Annotated in this window: 19 protein-coding genes; 14 read left to right on the top strand and 5 right to left on the bottom strand. The window is 61.1% G+C overall.

Annotated elements, in window-relative coordinates; translation table 11 throughout:
• Nucleotides 1-20: 20 nt before the first annotated feature.
• The 4 genes from FIV38_RS00955 to gatC all read right to left on the bottom strand — a co-directional run bounded on the left by FIV38_RS00955 (nucleotide 21) and on the right by gatC (nucleotide 3,761).
• The gene (locus FIV38_RS00955) at nucleotides 21-392 is read right to left on the bottom strand and encodes a septal ring lytic transglycosylase RlpA family protein (protein ID WP_029291879.1); all 372 of its coding nucleotides are present in this window, start codon (nucleotides 390-392) and stop codon (nucleotides 21-23) included.
• 157 nt (nucleotides 393-549) lie between these two features.
• Nucleotides 550-1,995: an Asp-tRNA(Asn)/Glu-tRNA(Gln) amidotransferase subunit GatB gene (gene gatB, locus FIV38_RS00950; protein WP_092238277.1), complete on the bottom strand. Its 1,446-nt coding sequence runs from the start codon at nucleotides 1,993-1,995 to the stop codon at nucleotides 550-552.
• Nucleotides 1,996-2,005: 10 nt separating this feature from the next.
• The gene (gene gatA, locus FIV38_RS00945; RefSeq protein WP_092238274.1) at nucleotides 2,006-3,457 is read right to left on the bottom strand and encodes an Asp-tRNA(Asn)/Glu-tRNA(Gln) amidotransferase subunit GatA; all 1,452 of its coding nucleotides are present in this window, start codon (nucleotides 3,455-3,457) and stop codon (nucleotides 2,006-2,008) included.
• Between the two features lie 16 nt (nucleotides 3,458-3,473).
• Nucleotides 3,474-3,761, bottom strand: coding sequence for an Asp-tRNA(Asn)/Glu-tRNA(Gln) amidotransferase subunit GatC (gatC, locus tag FIV38_RS00940; protein ID WP_003216077.1), 288 nt, complete (start codon nucleotides 3,759-3,761; stop codon nucleotides 3,474-3,476).
• A 210-nt stretch (nucleotides 3,762-3,971) separates the two neighbouring features.
• On the opposite strand from gatC, the gene mreB reads away from it, so the two are divergent.
• The 8 genes from mreB to tldD all read left to right on the top strand — a co-directional run bounded on the left by mreB (nucleotide 3,972) and on the right by tldD (nucleotide 15,133).
• On the top strand, nucleotides 3,972-5,009 hold the full coding sequence (gene mreB / locus FIV38_RS00935; protein ID WP_002555108.1) for a rod shape-determining protein MreB: 1,038 nt from the start codon (nucleotides 3,972-3,974) through the stop codon (nucleotides 5,007-5,009).
• A 138-nt stretch (nucleotides 5,010-5,147) separates the two neighbouring features.
• Nucleotides 5,148-6,224, top strand: coding sequence for a rod shape-determining protein MreC (gene mreC / locus FIV38_RS00930; protein ID WP_071609992.1), 1,077 nt, complete (start codon nucleotides 5,148-5,150; stop codon nucleotides 6,222-6,224).
• Nucleotides 6,224-6,712: a rod shape-determining protein MreD gene (gene mreD / locus FIV38_RS00925; protein ID WP_092238271.1), complete on the top strand. Its 489-nt coding sequence runs from the start codon at nucleotides 6,224-6,226 to the stop codon at nucleotides 6,710-6,712. Before mreC ends, mreD begins: the two co-directional genes overlap by 1 nt.
• 50 nt (nucleotides 6,713-6,762) lie before the next feature.
• Complete coding sequence (locus FIV38_RS00920; protein ID WP_070994109.1) at nucleotides 6,763-7,359, top strand: Maf family protein; 597 nt, start codon at nucleotides 6,763-6,765, stop codon at nucleotides 7,357-7,359.
• A gap of 69 nt (nucleotides 7,360-7,428) precedes the next feature.
• Nucleotides 7,429-8,886, top strand: coding sequence for a ribonuclease G (rng, locus tag FIV38_RS00915; protein ID WP_029291823.1), 1,458 nt, complete (start codon nucleotides 7,429-7,431; stop codon nucleotides 8,884-8,886).
• A 75-nt stretch (nucleotides 8,887-8,961) separates the two neighbouring features.
• Nucleotides 8,962-12,777 carry a YhdP family protein gene (locus FIV38_RS00910; RefSeq protein WP_092238268.1) on the top strand — a complete coding sequence of 1,272 codons (3,816 nt, stop codon included), beginning with the start codon at nucleotides 8,962-8,964 and terminating at the stop codon, nucleotides 12,775-12,777.
• A 48-nt stretch (nucleotides 12,778-12,825) separates the two neighbouring features.
• Entirely contained in the window at nucleotides 12,826-13,674 is an 849-nt protein-coding gene (locus FIV38_RS00905; protein ID WP_092238265.1) for a carbon-nitrogen hydrolase family protein, read from the top strand.
• Nucleotides 13,675-13,690: 16 nt separating this feature from the next.
• A complete protein-coding gene (gene tldD / locus FIV38_RS00900) occupies nucleotides 13,691-15,133 on the top strand; it encodes a metalloprotease TldD (protein ID WP_029291818.1) in 1,443 nt (480 codons plus the stop codon).
• Nucleotides 15,134-15,178: 45 nt separating this feature from the next.
• On the opposite strand, the gene yjgA is transcribed toward tldD, so the two are convergent.
• Entirely contained in the window at nucleotides 15,179-15,700 is a 522-nt protein-coding gene (yjgA, locus tag FIV38_RS00895; protein WP_029291815.1) for a ribosome biogenesis factor YjgA, read from the bottom strand.
• Nucleotides 15,701-15,808: 108 nt separating this feature from the next.
• Between yjgA and pmbA the strand changes: the two genes are divergently transcribed.
• From pmbA to FIV38_RS00865, 6 genes are all read left to right on the top strand, one after another.
• On the top strand, nucleotides 15,809-17,155 hold the full coding sequence (gene pmbA / locus FIV38_RS00890) for a metalloprotease PmbA (RefSeq protein WP_092238263.1): 1,347 nt from the start codon (nucleotides 15,809-15,811) through the stop codon (nucleotides 17,153-17,155).
• Nucleotides 17,156-17,305: 150 nt separating this feature from the next.
• The gene (locus FIV38_RS00885) at nucleotides 17,306-17,701 is read left to right on the top strand and encodes a hypothetical protein (protein WP_029291811.1); all 396 of its coding nucleotides are present in this window, start codon (nucleotides 17,306-17,308) and stop codon (nucleotides 17,699-17,701) included.
• Nucleotides 17,694-19,070, top strand: a complete 1,377-nt coding sequence (locus FIV38_RS00880) for a class II fumarate hydratase (protein WP_029291809.1) — start codon at nucleotides 17,694-17,696, stop codon at nucleotides 19,068-19,070. Before FIV38_RS00885 ends, FIV38_RS00880 begins: the two co-directional genes overlap by 8 nt.
• A 27-nt stretch (nucleotides 19,071-19,097) precedes the next feature.
• On the top strand, nucleotides 19,098-19,541 hold the full coding sequence (locus tag FIV38_RS00875) for a hypothetical protein (RefSeq protein ID WP_029291807.1): 444 nt from the start codon (nucleotides 19,098-19,100) through the stop codon (nucleotides 19,539-19,541).
• 1 nt (nucleotide 19,542) lies between these two features.
• Complete coding sequence (locus FIV38_RS00870; RefSeq protein ID WP_029291805.1) at nucleotides 19,543-20,154, top strand: superoxide dismutase; 612 nt, start codon at nucleotides 19,543-19,545, stop codon at nucleotides 20,152-20,154.
• 31 nt (nucleotides 20,155-20,185) lie between these two features.
• The gene (locus tag FIV38_RS00865; protein WP_029291803.1) at nucleotides 20,186-21,079 is read left to right on the top strand and encodes a ZIP family metal transporter; all 894 of its coding nucleotides are present in this window, start codon (nucleotides 20,186-20,188) and stop codon (nucleotides 21,077-21,079) included.
• Nucleotides 21,080-21,089: the final 10 nt, after the last annotated feature.

Genomic DNA, 21,089 nt, shown 5'->3' with positions numbered 1-21,089 from the left:
AATGGTCCGGGCTCCGTCAGTCAGTTGCTCAGGGCTTGCACGCGCACGCGCGCGGTTCCGCTGCGCAGCATACCCAACTGCTCGGCGGCCTGGCGTGAAAGATCGATCAGCCGCCCACGGGTATGCGGGCCGCGATCATTGATGCGCACCACCACGGTTTTGTTGCTGGCAAGATTGGTGACCTTGACCCGCGTGCCGAATGGCAGGCGCCGGTGGGCGGCGGTCAGGGCGTGTTGGTTGAAGGGTTCACCGCTGGCGGTCTTCTTGCCATGGTGCTTGGCGCCGTAGTAGGACGCGGTGCCGGTTTCGTCGTAGCCGTTGGGGTCGATCATGCCGCTGGCGCAGCCGGTGAGCAGGGAGAACAGGGCGCAGAGGCCGAGTAGACGCTTCATTTTCAAGGTGTCCCCAAAATTGATATGGGAACCGACCCCTGTAGGAGCTGGCTTGCCTGCGATGCGGGCGCCTCGGTTTTTCAGATGTGCCGAGGTGATGCTATCGCAGGCAAGCCAGCTCCCACATAAGCCGGTTCCCACAGGGCGGCAACCGTTATCAGCCTTCGAGCTTGCTCTTGAGCAATTCGTTGACCTGTTGCGGGTTGGCCTTGCCTTTGGAGGCCTTCATCGCCTGGCCCACAAAGAAGCCGAACATCTTGCCGCGCTTGGCTTCGTCGGCCGCACGGTACTGTTCGACCTGCTCCGCATTGGCTGCGAGCATTTCATCAAGAACGGCCGAGATGGCGCCGCTGTCGGTGACTTGCTTGAGGCCGCGCTTCTCGATGATCTCGTCGGCGTTGCCTTCACCGCTGGCCATGGCCTCAAACACGGTCTTGGCGATTTTGCCGGAGATGGTGTTGTCCTTGATGCGCAGCAACATGCCGCCCAGTTGTTCGGCCGAGACCGGGGCTTCGTCGATTTCCAGGCCCTGTTTGTTCAACAGGCTACCCAGTTCGACCATGACCCAGTTGGCCGCCAACTTGGCGTCGCTAGCGATGCTCACGACTTTTTCGAAGTAGTCGGCCTGCTCGCGGCTCGATGCCAGGACGCTGGCGTCGTACACCGACAGGCCGAACTGCGCCTGGAAGCGTTCGCGTTTTTGCGGTGGCAATTCCGGCAGGGTGGCGCGCACGTCATTGAGGAACGAATCCTCGATGACCACCGGCAACAGGTCCGGATCGGGGAAGTAACGGTAGTCGTTGGCTTCCTCCTTGCTGCGCATGGCGCGGGTTTCGTCTTTGTTCGGGTCGTACAGGCGCGTCTGCTGGATCACCTTGCCGCCGTCTTCGATCAGCTCGATCTGGCGACGGACTTCGGTGTTGATCGCCTTTTCGATGAAACGGAACGAGTTGACGTTCTTGATCTCACAGCGGGTGCCGTACTCAACCTGGCCTTTAGGACGCACCGACACGTTGCAGTCGCAACGCAGGGAGCCTTCGGCCATGTTGCCGTCGCAAATGCCCAGGTAGCGCACCAGTGCGTGGATGGTCTTAACGTAGGCCACCGCTTCCTTGGCACTGCGCATGTCCGGCTCGGACACGATCTCCAGCAGCGGCGTGCCGGCGCGGTTCAGGTCGATGCCGGTGGCGCCATTGAATTCTTCATGCAGGCTCTTGCCGGCATCTTCTTCCAGGTGCGCACGGGTCACGCCAACACGCTTGATGGTGCCGTCTTCCAGGGGGATATCCAGGTAGCCCTTGCCGACGATCGGCAATTCCATCTGGCTGATCTGGTAGCCCTTGGGCAGGTCCGGATAGAAGTAGTTCTTGCGCGCGAACACGTTGTGCTGGCCGATTTCGGCGTCAATCGCCAGGCCGAACATCACCGCCATGCGCACCGCTTCCTGGTTCAGCACTGGCAATACGCCAGGCATGCCCAGGTCTACGAGGCTGGCCTGGGTGTTGGGCTCTGAGCCGAACGTGGTGGCGCTACCGGAGAAAATCTTCGATTGGGTGGCAAGCTGGGTATGAATCTCCAGCCCGATCACAACTTCCCATTGCATAGTGTTCTCCTCAGAAGCCGGTTGGGGTGCGAGTGTGCCAGTCAGTATTCAACTGGTACTGGTGCGCCACATTGAGCAAGCGGCCTTCCTGGAAATACGGGGCAAGCAACTGCACGCCCACCGGCAGGCCATCGACGAAACCGGCTGGCATGGACAAGCCCGGCAAGCCTGCGAGGTTGGCGGTGATGGTGTACAGGTCTTCCAGATACGCGGCCACCGGGTCGCCATTCTTGGCGCCGAGTTTCCAGGCCGGGTTCGGCGTGGTTGGGCCGATGATCACGTCGACTTCATTAAAGGCCGCCATGAAGTCGTTCTTTACCAGGCGTCGGATTTTCTGCGCCTTGAGGTAGTACGCGTCGTAGTAGCCAGCCGACAAGGCGTAGGCCCCGACCATGATCCGGCGCTGTACTTCCACGCCGAAACCTTCGCCACGGGAACGCTTGTACAGGTCGGTGAGGTCTTTCGGGTCTTCACAGCGGTAGCCAAAGCGCACGCCGTCGAAACGCGACAGGTTGGAGGAGGCTTCGGCCGGAGCAATCACGTAGTAAGCCGGAATCGCGTGCTGGTTGTTCGGCAGGCTGATTTCCTTGATCACCGCGCCGAGTTTTTCCAGCGCCTTGATGCTGTTGTGCACCAGTTCGGCGATACGCGGGTCGAGACCGGCGCTGAAGTACTCTTTCGGCACGCCGATGCGCAGGCCTTTGAGCGAGGTGTTGAGGCTGGCGCTGTAGTCCGGCACCGGCTCATCGATGCTGGTGGAGTCCTTTGCATCGAAACCGACCATGCCTTGTAACAATATTGCGCAGTCTTCGGCAGTGCGGGCCAGAGGGCCGCCCTGGTCGAGGCTGGACGCGTAGGCAATCATGCCCCAGCGGGAAACGCGACCGTAGGTCGGTTTCAGGCCGGTGAGGTTGGTGAAGGCGGCGGGCTGGCGGATCGAGCCGCCGGTATCAGTGGCCGTGGCGGCTGGCAGGAAGCGCGCGGCAACGGCTGCGGCCGAACCACCGGACGAACCGCCGGGCACGTGCTCCGCGTTCCACGGGTTTTTCACCGCGCCGTAGTAGCTCGATTCGTTGGCCGAGCCCATGGCGAATTCGTCCATGTTGGTCTTGCCCAGGGTCACGGCCCCGGCTTCGGCCAGCTTGGCGACGACGGTGGCGTCGTAGGGCGCCTTGAAGTTGTCGAGCATCTTCGAGCCGCAGCTGGTGCGGATGCCCTGGGTGCAGAACAGGTCCTTGTGACCGATTGGCGCACCCAGCAGCGCGCCGCTTTCACCGTTGGCGCGACGGGCATCGGCGGCCTTGGCCTGGCCCAGGGCCAGTTCCTCGGTGAGGCTGATGAAGCTGTTGACCTTCGGATCCAGTGCGGCGATGCGCGCCAGGAGGGTCTTGGTCAGCTCTTCGGACGAAAACTTTTTATCGGCGAGACCGCGGGCGATCTCGGCCAGAGTCAATTGATGCATTGCAGGCTCTTTCCCTTTAGTCGATGACTTTCGGAACCAGGTACAGGCCGTTTTCGACCGCTGGTGCGATGGACTGGTAGGCCTCGCGATTATTGCGTTCGGTCACGACGTCTGCGCGCAGGCGCTGGCTGGCTTCCAGTGGGTGGGCCAGGGGTTCGATGCCGTCGGTATTCACCGCTTGCATCTGGTCGACCAGCCCGAGAATGCTGTTCAGGGCTGCGGTGGTCTGTGGAAGATCGGCTTCATTGAGGCCCAGGCAGGCCAGATGAGCGATTTTTTCCACGTCGGAGCGTTCAAGCGCCATGGGATTCTCCAGTGGAAAACAGAACGGAAGCTATCCGTGTGTTAGATTGTCGGAACACTACCGCATTTCTACGGTCATAAGGCCGCGATTGTGGGGTTAGGTGCACAGAAAGTCGGCCAATTTAGCACATTGGCGCCTTGCCCAAAATCCCTGTCGTTGTTAGAGTTTGCCGCACTTTTTTACCCACGCGTTGCCTAGGGTCCCTTTCCCATGTTCAAGAAACTGCGTGGCATGTTTTCCAGCGATCTTTCCATCGACCTGGGCACTGCCAACACCCTTATTTACGTGCGCGAGCGCGGTATCGTCCTGAATGAGCCATCGGTTGTGGCCATTCGGACCCATGGTAATCAGAAAAGTGTCGTTGCCGTGGGCACCGAGGCCAAGCGCATGCTCGGCCGTACACCTGGCAACATTGCCGCCATTCGTCCGATGAAAGACGGCGTGATCGCCGACTTCAGCGTCTGCGAGAAGATGCTGCAGTACTTCATCAACAAGGTTCACGAAAACAGTTTCCTGCAGCCCAGCCCTCGTGTGCTGATCTGCGTTCCATGCAAATCCACCCAGGTGGAGCGTCGTGCCATCCGTGAATCGGCCCTTGGTGCCGGTGCCCGCGAAGTGTTCCTGATCGAAGAACCAATGGCTGCGGCCATCGGTGCCGGCCTGCCGGTTGAAGAAGCGCGCGGTTCGATGGTGGTGGATATCGGTGGTGGTACCACTGAAATCGCCCTGATCTCCCTCAATGGCGTGGTGTATGCCGAATCCGTACGGGTTGGCGGCGACCGCTTCGACGAAGCGATCATCACTTATGTGCGTCGTAACTACGGCAGCCTGATCGGCGAATCCACCGCCGAGCGCATCAAGCAGGAAATCGGTACCGCTTACCCGGGCGGCGAAGTACGCGAAGTCGATGTGCGCGGTCGCAACCTGGCCGAAGGCGTGCCACGTGCCTTTACCCTGAACTCCAATGAAGTGCTGGAAGCTCTGCAAGAGTCCCTGGCCACTATCGTTCAGGCGGTAAAAAGCGCCCTGGAGCAATCGCCGCCGGAACTGGCTTCCGATATCGCCGAGCGTGGCCTGGTGCTGACCGGTGGTGGCGCCTTGCTGCGCGACCTCGACAAGTTGCTGGCCCAGGAAACCGGCCTGCCGGTGATCGTCGCCGAAGACCCGCTGACCTGCGTGGCCCGTGGCGGTGGTCGTGCACTGGAAATGATGGATAAACACACCATGGACCTGCTCTCCAGCGAATAAGAACGTTGGTTACGCCATGTTTCGCCAACAGGCAGCACTTTGCAGTGCTGCCTGTTGGCGTTTATCTTCTTCAATCTGCATCCAGGCCGGTTTGATGCCGTATGAATAAAGAGAATATCTGCCCGGGAGGAGCGGCCTATTAAACCGCTCTTCACTAAAGGCCCCTCATTGGGCGTGCGCTTGTTGGTGCTGGTCGTGCTATCGGTCGCGCTGATGGTGGTCGACGCCCGCTTCACACTGCTCAAGCCGGTGCGTAGCCAAATGTCGCTGGTATTGATGCAGTCCTACTGGATCACTGACCTGCCGCAACGGCTATGGCAAGGTGTGGCCAGCCAGTTTGGCAGCCGTACCGAGCTGGTTGCCGAGAACGAAAAACTCAAGACCGAAAACCTGCTGTTGCAGGGGCGCATGCAAAAGCTGGCGGCCCTGACCGAGCAGAACGTGCGGCTGCGCGAGTTGCTCAATTCTTCCGCGCTGGTCAACGAAAAGGTCGAAGTGGCCGAGTTGATCGGCATGGACCCCAACCCCTTCACCCATCGCATCATCATCAATAAAGGTGAGCGCGATGGCGTGGTCCTTGGCCAGCCGGTGCTCGATGCCCGTGGCCTGATGGGCCAGGTGGTGGAGTTGATGCCCTATACCTCCCGCGTGCTGCTGCTGACCGACACCACCCATAGCATTCCGGTGCAGGTCAACCGCAACGGCCTGCGGGCGATTGCCAGTGGCACGGGCAATCCGGAGCGCCTGGAACTGCGGCATGTGGCAGACACTGCCGACATCAAGGAAGGCGACCTGCTGGTCAGCTCCGGCCTTGGCCAGCGGTTCCCGGCAGGCTACCCGGTGGCGACGGTCAAGGAAGTGATCCACGATTCCGGGCAGCCCTTTGCGATTGTGCGTGCGGTGCCTACGGCTGCGCTGAACCGCAGCCGCTACCTGTTGCTGGTGTTCAGCGACACGCGCACCCCGGAAGAGCGCGCCAACGACGCCGCCCAGGCCCAGGAAGCACAGGACAAGCAAGACGGCACTGCGACGCCGATCATCCCGGCAACCGTACCCAAGCCAGCGGCACCTGTGGCGACACCGGTTGTACCCGCTACGCCTGCTGCCGCGACACCGGCCAAGCCGGTGGCCCAACCTGCTCGGCCAGTCAAACCAGCGGCGACTGCGCCTGCTGCGGCGCCCACGCCGGCAACCACTCGACAGGGGGCGCAATAATGGCCGGTACTCATTCACGCAATGGCTGGATGGTCTGGTTGACCTTCGCCACCGGTATGCTGCTCAGCGTTTCGCCGATGCCGCAATTCATGGAAATCCTGCGCCCGCTATGGCTGGCATTGCTCCTGGCATTCTGGGCCCTGGCCCTGCCGCATAAGGTCGGCATGGTCACCGCGATGTGCCTGGGGCTGGCTGAAGACGTGATGTATGGCACGTTGCTTGGGCAGAATGCGTTGATTCTTACGCTGATTACCTTCCTGGTGCTGTCGTTGCAGCAACGCTTGCGCATGTTCCCGATGTGGCAACAGTGCCTGGTCATCCTGGTGATCTTCGGCCTGGCCCAACTGGTGCAGCTGTGGCTCAGTGCCTTGACCGGCAACCGCCAACCCACCTTGGCGCTGGTCTTGCCGGCCCTGGTCAGTGCGCTGTTGTGGCCATGGATCAGTTTCGGCCTGCGTGGGTTGCGTCGCCGCTATAAAATCAATTGAGTGGGTCGCGAGGCTCTGCCTGGTTATCGAACCCACAGGGAGAGTCTGCAATGCATGCGCTTTATCTGGCCTCCGGCTCTCCTCGGCGGCGCGAGCTGCTGACCCAGATCGGCGTGCCGTTCACCGTGGTCAACGCCGCCATCGATGAAACACCCCTGGGCGACGAATCGCCCGCGTCCTACGTCGAACGCCTGGCCCGTGGCAAAGCCGCCGCAGGCCTGGCGACATTGACCGATACCGCGAATGCCTGCGTGCTGGGCGCCGATACCGCCGTCATCCTCGATGGCCGGATCCTGGGCAAGCCCCTTGACCAGGCCGATGCCCTTGCCATGTTGCTGGCCCTTTCTGATCGTGAACACGAAGTGCTCACCGCCATTGCCGTGCTCGATGGCCAGCGCTGCGAAACGCGCCTGGTCAGTAGCCGCGTGCGCTTTCGCAAGGTTTCCACACACGAGGCAACGACTTACTGGCACAGCGGGGAACCCCAGGACAAGGCGGGCGGCTATGCTATCCAAGGGTTGGCGGCAGTATTCGTCGCCGGCCTCAATGGCAGTTACTCCGCAGTCGTTGGCCTGCCGGTCTGCGAAACAGCAGAACTGCTGGGCCATTTCGGCATACCCTGTTGGCAACACCTTTCCGTGCGCTGAACGCGTTACTCCAGCGCCACATTTAAGCGATCGGCCACTATTGTGAAAACGCCTGAACGAGACCCAGCCATGAGTGAAGAGATTCTGATCAATATCACGCCGATGGAATCGCGCGTGGCGGTGGTAGAAAACGGTGTTTTGCAGGAAGTGCACGTCGAGCGCACCCAGAAGCGCGGGATCGTTGGCAATATCTATAAAGGCAAGGTCGTGCGGGTATTGCCGGGCATGCAGGCAGCTTTTGTGGATATCGGCCTGGACCGTGCTGCGTTTATCCATGCCTCGGAAATTTCGTTGCGCGAAGGTCCGGCGGTCGAGAGCATCAGCGCCCTCGTGCATGAAGGGCAGAGCCTGGTGGTGCAAGTCACCAAAGACCCGATCGGCTCCAAGGGCGCGCGCCTGACCACGCAGCTATCGATTCCATCGCGCTACCTGGTGTACATGCCACGCACCGCCCATGTCGGCATTTCCCTGAAAATCGAAGACGAAGGTGAGCGTGAGCGTCTGAAAAAGGTCGTCAGCGATTGCGTGGCGGCCGAAGGCATCAAGGAAGCGGGCGGCTTTATCCTGCGCACCGCCGCCGAGGGCGCCGGTGCCGACGAGATCCTCATGGACATCCGCTACCTGCGGCGCCTGTGGGATCAGATCGCTGCCCAGATCAAGACCATCGGCGCGCCGAGCGTCATCTATGAAGACCTGGGCCTGGCCCTGCGTACCCTGCGTGATCTGGTCAGCCCGAAGATCGAGAAAATTCGCATCGATTCGCGGGAAACTTTCCAGCGAACCACGCAATTTGTCGCCGAACTGATGCCGGAAATCGCCGACCGCCTTGAACACTATCCCGGCGAGCGGCCGATTTTTGACCTGTATGGCGTCGAGGACGAAATCCAGAAGGCCCTGGAACGCAAGGTGCCGCTCAAGTCCGGCGGCTATCTGGTGGTGGACCCGGCGGAAGCCATGAGCACCATTGACGTGAACACCGGCGCCTTCGTTGGCCATCGCAACCTTGAAGAAACCATCTTCAAGACCAACCTCGAAGCCGCCACTGCCATTGCCCGCCAACTGCGCCTGCGTAACCTGGGCGGGATCATCATCATCGACTTCATCGACATGGAAGATGAAGAGCACCAGCGCCAGGTGTTGCGCACCCTTGAGAAGCAGCTGGAGCGCGATCACGCCAAGACCAACATCATCGGTATCACCGAGTTGGGCCTGGTGCAGATGACCCGCAAGCGTACTCGCGAAAGCCTTGAGCAAGTGCTGTGCGAGCCGTGCAGCAGTTGCCAGGGGCGCGGCAAGTTGAAGACCCCGGAAACGGTTTGCTACGAGATTTTCCGGGAAATCCTACGGGAGGCGCGCGCTTACCAGGCCGAGGGTTACAGAGTTTTGGCCAACCAGAAGGTGGTGGACCGATTGCTGGACGAAGAGTCGGGCAACGTTGCGGAGTTGGAGGGGTTTATTGGCCGCACCATCCGTTTCCAGGTCGAAACCATGTATTCCCAGGAACAATACGACGTGGTGCTGCTCTGATCCGCATCAGTCCTTTTCAACGAGACCGGCAAACCTTGATCTGCCGTCCGACTATTACCTTGAGGGTCGCCTGACATGGAGCGTCTGCAACGCTTTTTTGCCGCACTGACCCGTTGGGGCCTTGGCCTGTGTGCATTGCTGTTGGTACTGGCGGCGGTCTACGTCAGCCTGGGCCGTGAATTGACGCCATTGGTCGCGGAGTACCGCGGCGAAGTAGAGGCCAAGGCACAGGCGGCGGTCGACATGCCACTGAGCATCGGCAGCCTGGAAGGGCGCTGGAGCGGCTTTGCCCCGGTATTGCTCGCCCATGATGTGATGGTCGGCGAAGGCCCTAGCGCCCTGCGCCTGGACCAGGTGCAAGTGGTGCCCGATCTCTGGGCCAGCCTGCTGGCGTGGGATGTGCGCATCGCCCATCTGGAAGTCAGCGGCTTGCAGCTCAGCGTCAAGGAGGACCAGGACGGCCATTGGGCATTGCAAGGCCTGCCGGTACAGGACGACCAACCCCTGGACCCGGAGCAACTGCTCAAGCGCATGCGAGCGGTGGCGAAGGTCTCGCTGCTGGACAGCCAGGTTACCTTGCAGCCGTTCGACCAAGCGCCGCTGACCTTGACCTACGTGGGCTTGAGCCTGCAAACCGGTGCCACTCGCCAGCGCCTGGATGCCCGCCTGACCTTGCCCGATGGGCAACCGCTGGCCCTGAGCCTGCGCACGCGGATCCGTGCCAGCCAGTGGCGCGACGGCGAGGTCCAGGCTTACCTGAGCCTGCCCCAGAGCAATTGGGCGCAATGGGTTCCGGCGAAGTTGACCCGGGACTGGAAGCTCAGCGAGTTGAAAGCCGGTGGTGAATTCTGGCTGACCTGGGCCAATGGCACGTTGCAAAGCGCGGCCGCGCGGCTCAATGCGCCGCAGGTGAAGGTTCGTTACGCCCAGCGCAAATCCACGAGCATCCAGAATCTGGGGCTGACGGCCTACCTGCAGCGCAGTGACAGTGGCCTAAAGGTGGTCTTCGACTCGTTGGCCATGAACCTGGGCGACACCCGTTGGGAGTCGCACCTGCAATTGCAGCAAACCCTGGCTACCGACAAGGCACAAGAGACCTGGAACCTGCAGGCCGACCGCTTGGACCTGACGCCGATTACCCCTTTGCTCAACGCCCTGGCGCCATTGCCGGAAGGTTTTGCCAAGACCGTAGAAGCGTTGAAGGCCACGGGCGTACTGCGCAATGTGCGGGTCGATTATCGCCCGCAGGAGGCCGGCGACCAGCGCGTCAGCTTCGCTGCCAACCTCGAGCGCGTGGGTTTTGACGCCTATTTCGGCGCGCCGGCGGCCCGCAATGTATCCGGCAGCATCAGTGGCGACCTGGGCCAGGGCGAGTTGCGCATGGACAGCAAGGATTTCGTCCTGCACCTGGACCCGATTTTCGCCAAGCCCTGGCAGTACATCCAGGCCAATGCACGCCTGACGTGGAAGCTGGATAAGCAAGGCTTCACCCTGATCGCGCCGTATATCAAGGTGCTTGGGGAAGAGGGCAAGGTCGCGGCGGATTTCCTGATTCGCCTGCATTTCGATCATAGCCAGGAAGACTACATGGACCTGCGGGTCGGCATGGTCGATGGCGATGGGCGTTTTACTTCCAAATACTTGCTGGCTGTGTTGAGCCCGGCCCTGGATGAGTGGCTGCGTACTGCGATTCTCAAGGGCGCGGTCGATGAAGGTTTCTTCCAGTACCAAGGCTCGCTGAACCACGATGCGGTGACGGCGGCGCGCAATATCAGCCTGTTCTTCAAGGTGCATGACGCCGAGCTGGCGTTCCAGCCGGGCTGGCCCCATGTCAGCAAGGTGGCCGGTGAAGTGTTCGTCGAAGAGACCGGCGTGCGCATCCTGGCCAGCAAGGGGCAACTGCTCGATACCAAGGTCAAGGATATCTACGTCAACATTCCCCATGCGCTGCCCGGCCATGACAGCCATTTGCTGCTGACGGGCGGTTTTGCCGGCGGTCTGGGGGACGGCCTGAAGATCCTCCAGGACGCACCCATCGGCACGGCGTCGACGTTTGCCGGCTGGAAAGGCGAGGGCGACCTACAGGGTTCCCTGGACCTGGATATTCCCCTGGCGAAGGGCACCGAACCGAAAATTGTAGTGGACTTCAAGACCGACAAGGCGCGCCTGCAACTGGCCGAGCCGACCCTGGACCTGAACCAGCTCAAGGGCGAGTTCCGCTTCGACAGCGCCAAGGGCCTGAGTGGCCAGAACATCAGCGCCCAAGCCTTCGACCGGCCGATCACGGCGCAGATTGCGCCTGGGGGCAAGCCGGGCAATCTCAGCACTCGGGTCACCGCCAAGGGCCAGGTAACGGTCAAGCGCCTTACCGACTGGCTGAAAGTCAGCCAGCCGCTGCCGGTATCCGGGGATATCCCGTATCAACTGCAGCTTGACCTGGATGGCGCCGACAGCCAGTTGCGGGTCAGCTCCAACCTCAAGGGCGTGGCGGTGGACTTGCCTGCGCCATTTGGCATGCCCGCCAGCCAGGGGCGTGACAGTGTGTTCCGCATGACTTTGCAAGGCGCGGAGCGGCGTTACTGGTTTGATTATGGAGAGTTGGCGAACTTTACCTTTGCAGCCCCGGCGGACAACTTCGCCCAGGGCCGGGGCGAGCTGTTCCTCGGTGACGGCGATGCCTTGCTGCCCGGTGGCAAGGGCCTGCGGATTCGCGGGGTGCTGTCGGAACTGGATATCGATCCCTGGAAGAAGTTGGTGGAGCGCTACGCCGGCAATGATCCGGGCGGCAATGCCAAGCAACTGCTGAGCAGTGCCGATTTCAAGATTGGCAAGCTGACCGGGTTTGGGACCCAACTCGATCAGGTCACCCTGAAACTGGATCGCAAGCCCGCCGCCTGGGGCCTGCAGCTCGACAGCCAGCAGGCCAAGGGCACTGTTGGCCTGCCAGATGCCAAGGGCGCGCCCATTGCCATCAACCTGCAGTATGTGAAGCTGCCGGCGGTCGACCCTACGGTACAGGCCGATGAAAACGCGCCTGACCCCCTGGCCGGCATCGATCCCAAGGATATTCCCGCGCTGGATATCGCCATTGCCCAGTTGTTCCAGGGCCCCGACCTGATCGGCGCCTGGTCCTTGAAGGTGCGTCCGACAGCCAAGGGCATGGCCTTCAACAACCTCGACCTGGGTCTCAAAGGCATGCAGCTCAAGGGCGCTGGTGGTTGGGAAGGGGCTCCTGGCGCCAGCAACAGCTGGTACAAGGGGCGCCTGGACGGCAAGAATATCGCCGATGTGCTCAAGGGCTGGGGCTTTGCGCCCACCGTGACCAGCCAGGATTTTCATCTGGATGTAGACGGGCGCTGGCCGGGTTCGCCTGCGTGGGTTGGGCCCAAGCGTTTTTCCGGCAGCCTGGATGCGTCGTTCCGCAAAGGCCAGTTTGTCGAGGTCGAGGGCGGTGCCCAGGCGTTGCGGGTGTTTGGCCTGCTGAACTTCAACTCCATTGGCCGGCGTTTGCGCCTGGACTTCTCGGACTTGCTTGGCAAGGGCCTGAGCTATGACCGGGTCAAGGGCCTGCTGGCTGCCAGCAACGGTGTGTTTGTGACCCGCGAGCCGATAATCCTCACGGGGCCGTCGAGCAACCTGGAACTCAACGGTACCCTGGACCTGGTGGCTGATCGCGTCGATGCCAAGTTACTGGTGACCTTGCCGGTGACCAACAACCTGCCTATCGCCGCATTGATCGTCGGCGCGCCGGCCATTGGTGGCGCGTTGTTTTTGATCGACAAGTTGATCGGTGATCGGGTTTCGCGTTTTGCCAGCGTCCAGTACAAGGTGGAAGGGCCATGGAAAGATCCAAAAATCACCTTCGACAAGCCATTTGAAAAACCACAATAAGCGCCTGTGGAGTAGCATGGCCCCATGCTTTTTATGGAGTGTCGGCCCATGTCCTTTGCGGTAATCCAGATGGTCAGCCAGAGCGATGTCCTGGCCAACCTGGCCCAGGCCAGGCGCTTGTTGGAGCAGGCGGCGGCAGGGGGCGCGCAACTGGCGGTCCTGCCGGAAAACTTCGCCGCCATGGGCCGGCGCGATGTGGCCGCCATCGGCCGCGCCGAAGCCTTGGGCGATGGGCCGATCCTGCCCTGGTTGAAACTGGCCGCCCGTGACCTCAACTTATGGATAGTGGCCGGCACATTGCCGTTGCCTCCATTGGATCACCCCGATGCCAAGTCCAATGCCTGCTCGTTGTTGATCGACGCGCAGGGTCAGATCGTTGCTCGCTACGACAAGCTGCACCTGTTTGACGTGGATGTGGCTGACGCGCGCGGTCGTTATCGTGAATCCGACGACTATGCTTACGGCAACCAAGTGGTGGTGGCCGATACGCCGGTCGGGCGCCTGGGGCTGACGGTCTGTTATGACCTGCGCTTCCCGGAGCTATACAGCGAATTACGTGCTGCGGGTGCCGAATTGATTACCGCACCCTCGGCTTTTACGGCGGTAACGGGCGCGGCGCACTGGGATGTGTTGATCCGTGCGCGGGCCATCGAAACCCAGTGTTACCTGCTCGCGGCCGCACAAGGTGGCGTGCATCCGGGACCGCGGGAAACCTATGGTCATGGGGCGATTGTTGATCCATGGGGGCGGGTGCTGGCGCAACAGGATCAAGGCGAAGCGGTGTTGTTGGCCGAACGTGATAGTAGCGAACAAGCGTCGATACGGGCGCGCATGCCGGTGGCAGGCCACCGGCGCTTTTTCTCGCAGGGCGCACAGCGACCTGCTTCAGAACGATGAATTTAAGGCCGAACCTATGAGCGAGTTGTTGTCCTCAGTCAGTGAACACCTCCTGGCGCCCGGTGGCGTGACCATCGAAAGTCTGCAAACCGTACTGGGCGACCTGGCCGGGCCTGGCATCGATGCCGCCGACCTGTATTTCCAGGGGCAGATCTCCGAGTCATGGTCCCTGGAAGATGGGATCGTCAAGGACGGCAGTTTCAACCTGGACCAAGGGGTTGGGGTGCGTGCGCAGTCCGGTGAGAAGACCGGCTTTGCCTATAGCAATGCCATCACCCTGGAAGCCCTGGGCCTGGCAGCCCGTGCGGCGCGCTCGATTTCCCGTGCCGGCCAGAACGGTACCGTGCAGGCGTTCAGCACCCAGGACGTGACCCAGTTGTACGGCCCGGACAACCCGCTGGAAGTGATCAGCCGGGCCGAAAAGGTCGAGCTGCTCAAGCGTGTGGATGCCGCAACCCGTGCCCTCGACCCACGTATCCAGCAGGTGAGTGTGAGCATGGCCGGTGTCTGGGAGCGCATCCTGGTGGCGTCCACCGATGGCAGCCTGGCGGCGGATGTGCGGCCGTTGGTGCGCTTCAATGTCAGTGTGATCGTCGAGCAGAACGGCCGTCGCGAGCGTGGCGGCCATGGCGGCGGCGGGCGTACGGATTATCGCTATTTCCTCACCGAAGACCGAGCCATGGGCTATGCCCGCGAGGCGTTGCGCCAGGCGCTGGTCAACCTGGAAGCCATCCCGGCGCCGGCCGGTACGCTGCCGGTGGTGCTGGGTTCGGGCTGGTCCGGTGTATTGCTGCATGAAGCGGTAGGGCACGGCCTGGAAGGCGATTTCAACCGCAAGGGCAGTTCCGCCTATAGCGGGCGCATGGGCGAAATGGTCGCCTCGAAGCTCTGCACCATCGTCGATGACGGCACATTGGCCGGTCGTCGTGGCTCCCTGAGCGTCGACGATGAAGGCACGCCCACCGAGTGCACCACGCTGATCGAAAACGGCGTGCTCAAGGGTTATATGCAAGACAAGCTCAACGCGCGCCTGATGGGCGTGGCGCGCACCGGCAACGGTCGGCGTGAGTCCTACGCGCATTTGCCGATGCCGCGCATGACCAATACCTACATGCTGGCGGGCGAAAGCGACCCGGCAGAGATCATTGCCTCGGTCAAACGCGGGATCTATTGCGCCAATCTGGGTGGCGGCCAGGTGGATATCACCAGCGGCAAGTTCGTGTTCTCTACCAGCGAAGCCTATTTGATCGAGGACGGCAAGATCACCGCACCGGTCAAGGGCGCAACCTTGATTGGCAACGGCCCGGAGGCCATGAGCAAGGTGTCGATGGTCGGTAACGACCTGGCGCTGGACAGTGGTGTAGGGATGTGTGGCAAGGATGGGCAGTCGGTGCCGGTCGGTGTCGGCCAGCCAACCCTGAAAATTGATGCGATCACCGTGGGTGGCACGGGATCGTAAGGCGTGGAGCTTCGGGTGGCGAAGACCGCCACCCGGGGAAGAGGATCAGCGCAGGCCGCGTTGAGTCTCGTCCAGCTCACGGATGTACTTGAAGATTTTACGGCTGGTGGCCGGCGCCTTGTTCTGTGCCAGTTCGTGCTGGGCCTGACGGATCAGGGAGCGCAGTTGCTGGCGGTCGGCATCCGGATAGTCCAGGACGAACTTCTCCAATACAGCGTCGTCACCGCCGATCAGGCGGTCGCGCCAACGTTCCAGGTTATGGAAGCGTTCGTTGTACTGGCGGGTGGAAGCATCAAGTTGGTCGAGCAAAGTCAGAATGGCGTCAGTGTCCTGGTCGCGCATCAGCTTGCCGATAAACATGATGTGCCGTTTACGCGCGATGTTCGCGGTGTGCTTGGGTGCATCTGCCAGGGCCCGGCGCATTTCGTCGGTCAATGGCAGTTTGGCAATCAAGTCCGGCTTGAGTGTTGTAAGGCGCTCGCCGAGATCAACCAGAGCATGCAGCTCGCGTTTGACCTGGGTTTTGCTTTTCTCCCCATCGAGGGAGTCGTCGTAAGAATCAACCATGGTGGCAGTCCGCAAAGAAACGCCGCCATGATAACCAGTCGGGGGCCGCTTGTCCGGCCCGGTCGCTCGATGGCCTTAACCGAAAGCAGAATTTGAGTGGAGAAAACCATGAGTGCAGCCCAAAGCGTCGGTCCACAAGCGTTACCGGCACTGCAGGAACAAGTTGAGCAGATCATTGCCGAGGCCAGGCGCCAGGGCGCCAGTGCCTGTGAAGTGGCGGTGTCGCTGGAGCAGGGCTTGTCGACTTCGGTGCGCCAGCGGGAAGTGGAAACCGTTGAGTTCAACCGTGACCAGGGTTTTGGCATCACCTTGTATGTAGGGCAGCGCAAGGGGTCGGCCAGTACCTCGGCCAGCGGTCCGGAAGCCATTCGCGAAACGGTTGCTGCCGCCCTGGCAATTGCCAAGCACACCTCCGAAGACGAGGCATCCGGTTTGGCGGATGCGGCCTTGATGGCGCGCGACCTGAAAGATTTCGATCTGTATCACGCCTGGGATATCACTCCCGAGCAGGCCATCGAAAAGGCCCTGGCCTGCGAAGCTGCGGCATTCGATACCGATAGCCGGATCAAGAATGCCGATGGCACCACCTTGAGCACTCATCAGGGTTGCCGTGTGTATGGCAACAGTCATGGCTTTATCGGCGGCTATGCGTCGACACGCCATAGCTTGAGCTGCGTGATGATCGCCGAGGCCGATGGCCAGATGCAGCGTGACTACTGGTATGACGTAAGCCGCCAGGGTGAGTTGCTGGCGGATCCGGTGAGCATTGGCCAGCGCGCTGCGCAACGGGCCGCGAGCCGCCTGGGCGCGCGCCCGGTGCCGACTTGCGAAGTGCCGGTGCTGTTTTCGGCGGAGTTGGCCGGCGGTCTGTTCGGTAGCTTCCTGGGGGCGATTTCCGGGGGGAACCTGTACCGCAAGTCGTCGTTCCTTGAGGGTGCGATGGGGCAGAAGTTGTTTCCTGAGTGGCTGACCCTGGATGAACGTCCGCACCTGATGCGCGCCATGGGTAGCTCGGCCTTTGATGGTGATGGCCTGGCGACCTACGCCAAGCCGTTTGTCGAAAATGGTGAGCTGGTGTCCTACGTGCTCGGCACCTACGCCGGGCGCAAGCTTGGTTTGCCCAGTACCGCGAACTCCGGTGGCGTTCACAACCTGTTCGTGACCCATGGCGATGAAGACCAGGCGGCGCTGCTGCGACGCATGGGTCGTGGCTTGCTGGTGACCGAGTTGATGGGGCACGGCTTGAACATGGTGACGGGTGATTATTCCCGAGGCGCGGCGGGTTTCTGGGTGGAGAATGGTGAAATCCAGTTCGCCGTCCAGGAAGTGACCATCGCCGGCAATATGCGCGATATGTTCAAGCAGATCGTCGCCGTGGGTAACGATCTGGAACTGCGCAGCAATATCCGCACCGGTTCGGTGCTGATCGAACGGATGACCGTTGCCGGCAGCTAAACACTATTCCTTACACAGCAGCGCCACCCCAAGGGTGGCGCTTTTTTTTGTCTGGAATCTCACAAGGCCGACAAAGCTATAGGTTCAATAGCTTGTTTTGATTCTCAATATCATTTAATAATAAATATCATTATCGAGTGAGCTTGGATCATGAGTTCTGTCCTGCACGAGGATCCCTACCTGGAAAGCTGGCGCTGGATGAGTCGCCAGATTCGCTGTGGGCTCAACCCTGACGAGCCACGCCTGATCGAACATTACCTAAACGAAGGGCGTTATCTGGCCTGCTGCACGGCCACGCACCCGTGGACCATCGCTGAGACCTCGTTTCGCCTGTTGATCGATACCGCCACCGATATCGCTTTGCCCTGGCATTGGCGGTCCACGTGCCTGGACCAGGCCTGGCGCCCGCTACGCGACCTGGAAAACCTCTCTCACTGTGCCTGCCGCCTCAAGCGCTGGCAGACCTTTGCCTGGCAATTGGCGACCTGTGAATTGTTGCCGTCTATTTCTCACTCCGACTTGGTGCAAGGATCTTCCGATGAGTAATACCCGTATCGAACGCGACAGCATGGGCGAGTTGCAAGTACCCGCAGAAGCTTTGTATGGCGCCCAGACTCAGCGTGCGGTGAACAACTTCCCGATCAGCCACCAACGCATGCCGACCCAGTTCATTCGCGCCCTGATCCTGGCCAAGGCTGCGGCTGCCAAGGCCAATGTCGACCTCAAGCAGATCAGCGAAGGCCAGGGCAAAGCCATCGTCGAGGCCGCCCAGGGCTTGCTGGAAGGCGACTTCATGCAGCATTTCCCGGTGGATATTTTCCAGACCGGTTCCGGCACCAGTTCCAACATGAACGCCAACGAAGTGATCGCGACCCTGGCCAGCCGCCTGCTGGGCGAGGCGGTCAACCCGAACGACCACGTCAACTGCGGGCAGAGCAGCAACGACATCATCCCGACCACCATCCATGTCAGCGCCGCGCTGGTGCTGCATGAGCAGACTTTGCCGGCGTTGCTGCACTTGGTTGAAGTGATCGAGCGCAAGGCGGTTGAAGTCCATCCGTTCATCAAGACCGGGCGTACGCACCTCATGGATGCCATGCCGGTGCGCATGAGCCAGGTCCTGGAGGGTTGGGCGCAGCAACTCAAGGCCAATATCGGTCACCTGCAAGGCCTGTTGCCAAGTCTGCAGGCCCTGGCTCAGGGCGGCACCGCGGTTGGGACCGGGATCAATGCACACCCAGAATTCGCTGCACGTTTCAGCCAGCAACTGAGCCGTCTGACCCAGGTGCAGTTCACACCGGGCAAGAACCTGTTCGCCTTGATTGGCTCCCAGGACACTGCCGTTGCCGTTTCCGGCCAACTCAAAGCCATTGCCGTAACACTGATGAAAATCGCCAACGACCTGCGCTGGATGAACTCCGGCCCACTGGCAGGCCTTGGTGAAATCGAGCTCGAAGGCCTGCAGCCGGGGTCGTCGATCATGCCCGGCAAGGTCAACCCGGTGATCCCGGAGGCCACCGCGATGGTTGCAGCACAGGTTATTGGCAATGACAGCGTAATCACCATCGCAGGCCAGTCCGGCAACTTCGAACTCAACGTGATGCTGCCGATCATCGCCCAGAACCTGCTCGGCAGCCTGGAGTTGCTGGCCAACTCCAGCCGCCTGCTGGCGGACAAGGCCATCGCCAGCTTCAAGGTCAACGAACCCAAGCTCAAGGAAGCGCTGTCGCGCAACCCGATCCTGGTCACTGCACTCAACCCGATCATTGGTTACCAAAAGGCCGCTGAAATCGCCAAGAAAGCCTACCAACAAGGCCGGCCGGTGATTGATGTGGCGCTCGAGCACACCGACTTGCCGCGCAGCCAACTGGAAGTCCTGCTGGACCCGGAAAAGCTCACGGCGGGTGGCGTGTAATTACCGACCCTGCTTTGGAGGCTCACCATGGAGCACTGGAAACGCACGATCGAACGGGCCAATCGCTGCTTTATGCAGGGCGAACTGGTGGATGCCCGCGAGCATTACCTGCAGGCCCTGGCCCTGGCCCAAGTGTTGTTTGAGCGCTGGGGTGATGCCGACGAGGCCGTGGCAGCTTGCGTTATTTCCCACCACAACCTGGCGGACCTGCACCTGCGCTTGAACCAGCCTGAGGAAAGCGCCGAATACCTCTGCGCCATTCACCAGCGCTTGCTGCAGACGATGCAGGACACCCGGCTGCCTCAAGCCTTGCGCGAGGCGGCCTTGCGCCAGAGCAGCAAGACCTACGTCGAACTGTTGAATTTCATCAGCGATCACGGCGAGTACCCCCGTACCCATCGCTTGCTGGGCAGCAATACGGCGCAGACGGATACGCCGACCCGCAACAGCCCTTTTTATGGAGCACATTGATATGTCCTACACCTTGCCTGCCTTGCCCTACGCCTACGATGCCCTTGAGCCGCATATCGATGCGCAAACCATGGAAATCCACTACACCAAGCACCACCAGACCTATATCAATAACCTCAATGCTGCCGTCGAAGGCACCGAGTTTGCAGGCTGGCCGGTAGAAAAACTGGTCTCCAGCGTCCAGCAACTACCGGAAAAACTGCGTGCGGCAGTGATCAACCAAGGCGGTGGGCATGCCAACCATTCGTTGTTCTGGGCGGTCATGTCGCCCAAGGGCGGTGGTAAGCCCGAGGGCGCCTTGGGTCAGGCGATTGACGCGCAGTTGGGTGGTTTTGACGCATTCAAGGATGCATTCACCAAGGCCGCGCTGACTCGCTTTGGCAGTGGTTGGGCCTGGCTGAGCGTCACCCCGCAAAAGACCCTTGTCGTCGAAAGCAGTGGCAACCAGGACAGCCCATTGATGAACGGCAATACGCCGATCCTCGGCCTGGACGTCTGGGAGCACGCCTACTATCTGCTCTATCAAAACCGTCGCCCTGAGTACATCAACGCCTTCTACAGTGTTATCAACTGGCCGGAAGTCGCTGAGCGCTACCAGGCTGCACTGGCTTAATGCCCTCTCATAACAAGACCTAAGGCCGACTATGGGCACTGAAACACTGGCGATCAGCAGCGTGCGAATGTTCCGCTATGCGTTTGGCTCGCTGCTGCTATTGGCGGGAACTGCATTGCTGGTGGCCCACGGGCTGGCCTGGCTGGACCTGGAACCGCGCATCCTGCGCGCCCTGCAAGGTGGTGCAATCTGTGCCCTAGGCACGGCATTGGGTGCGGTGCCGGTGCTGGTGATCCGGCGGATGCCGCTGGCGGTCAGCGACACATTACTGGGGTTTGGCGCCGGGGTGATGCTGGCGGCGACGGCGTTTTCGCTGGTCGTGCCGGGAATCGCCGCTGCCGAAAACCTGGGGCTGACGCCCTGGGCCTCCAGCGGGTTGATCAGTTTTGGCATCATGCTGGGCGCATTCGGTTTGTTCCTGGTGGACCGCAAGGTCTCCGGTGCCAGCCCGGAAATGCTGGTCGGCACGCCTGACAAACCGGTAATCCCACCGCGCATCTGGCTATTTGTGTTTGCCATCATTGCCCACAACATTCCCGAAGGCATGGCGGTAGGTGTCTCGGCTGGTGGCGGTATGCCCGATGCCGATAGCCTGGCCATGGGTATCGCGTTGCAGGATGTGCCCGAGGGGCTGGTGATTGCATTGGTGCTGGCAGGGGCGGGGATGTCGCGGGTCAAGGCGTTCCTGATCGGCGCTGCATCCGGGCTGGTGGAACCGGTGTTTGCCGTGCTCTGTGCCTGGCTGGTCAGCCTGGCCGAAATGCTGTTGCCCCTGGGCCTGGCCCTGGCGGCTGGGGCGATGTTATTGGTGGTGACTCATGAGGTCATTCCCGAGTCGCGGCGCAATGGCCATGACAAGCTGGCGAGCCTGGGGCTATGCATCGGGTTTTGCCTGATGATGGCGATGGATACAGCGCTGGGCTGACTTTTAGCGC

Origin of the sequence: Pseudomonas proteolytica, assembly GCF_007858275.1 — a bacterium.
Lineage (GTDB): Bacteria > Pseudomonadota > Gammaproteobacteria > Pseudomonadales > Pseudomonadaceae > Aquipseudomonas > Aquipseudomonas proteolytica.
The sequence above is the reverse complement of the archived record's forward strand: the minus strand, read 5'-3'. Positions and strand labels throughout refer to the sequence as shown.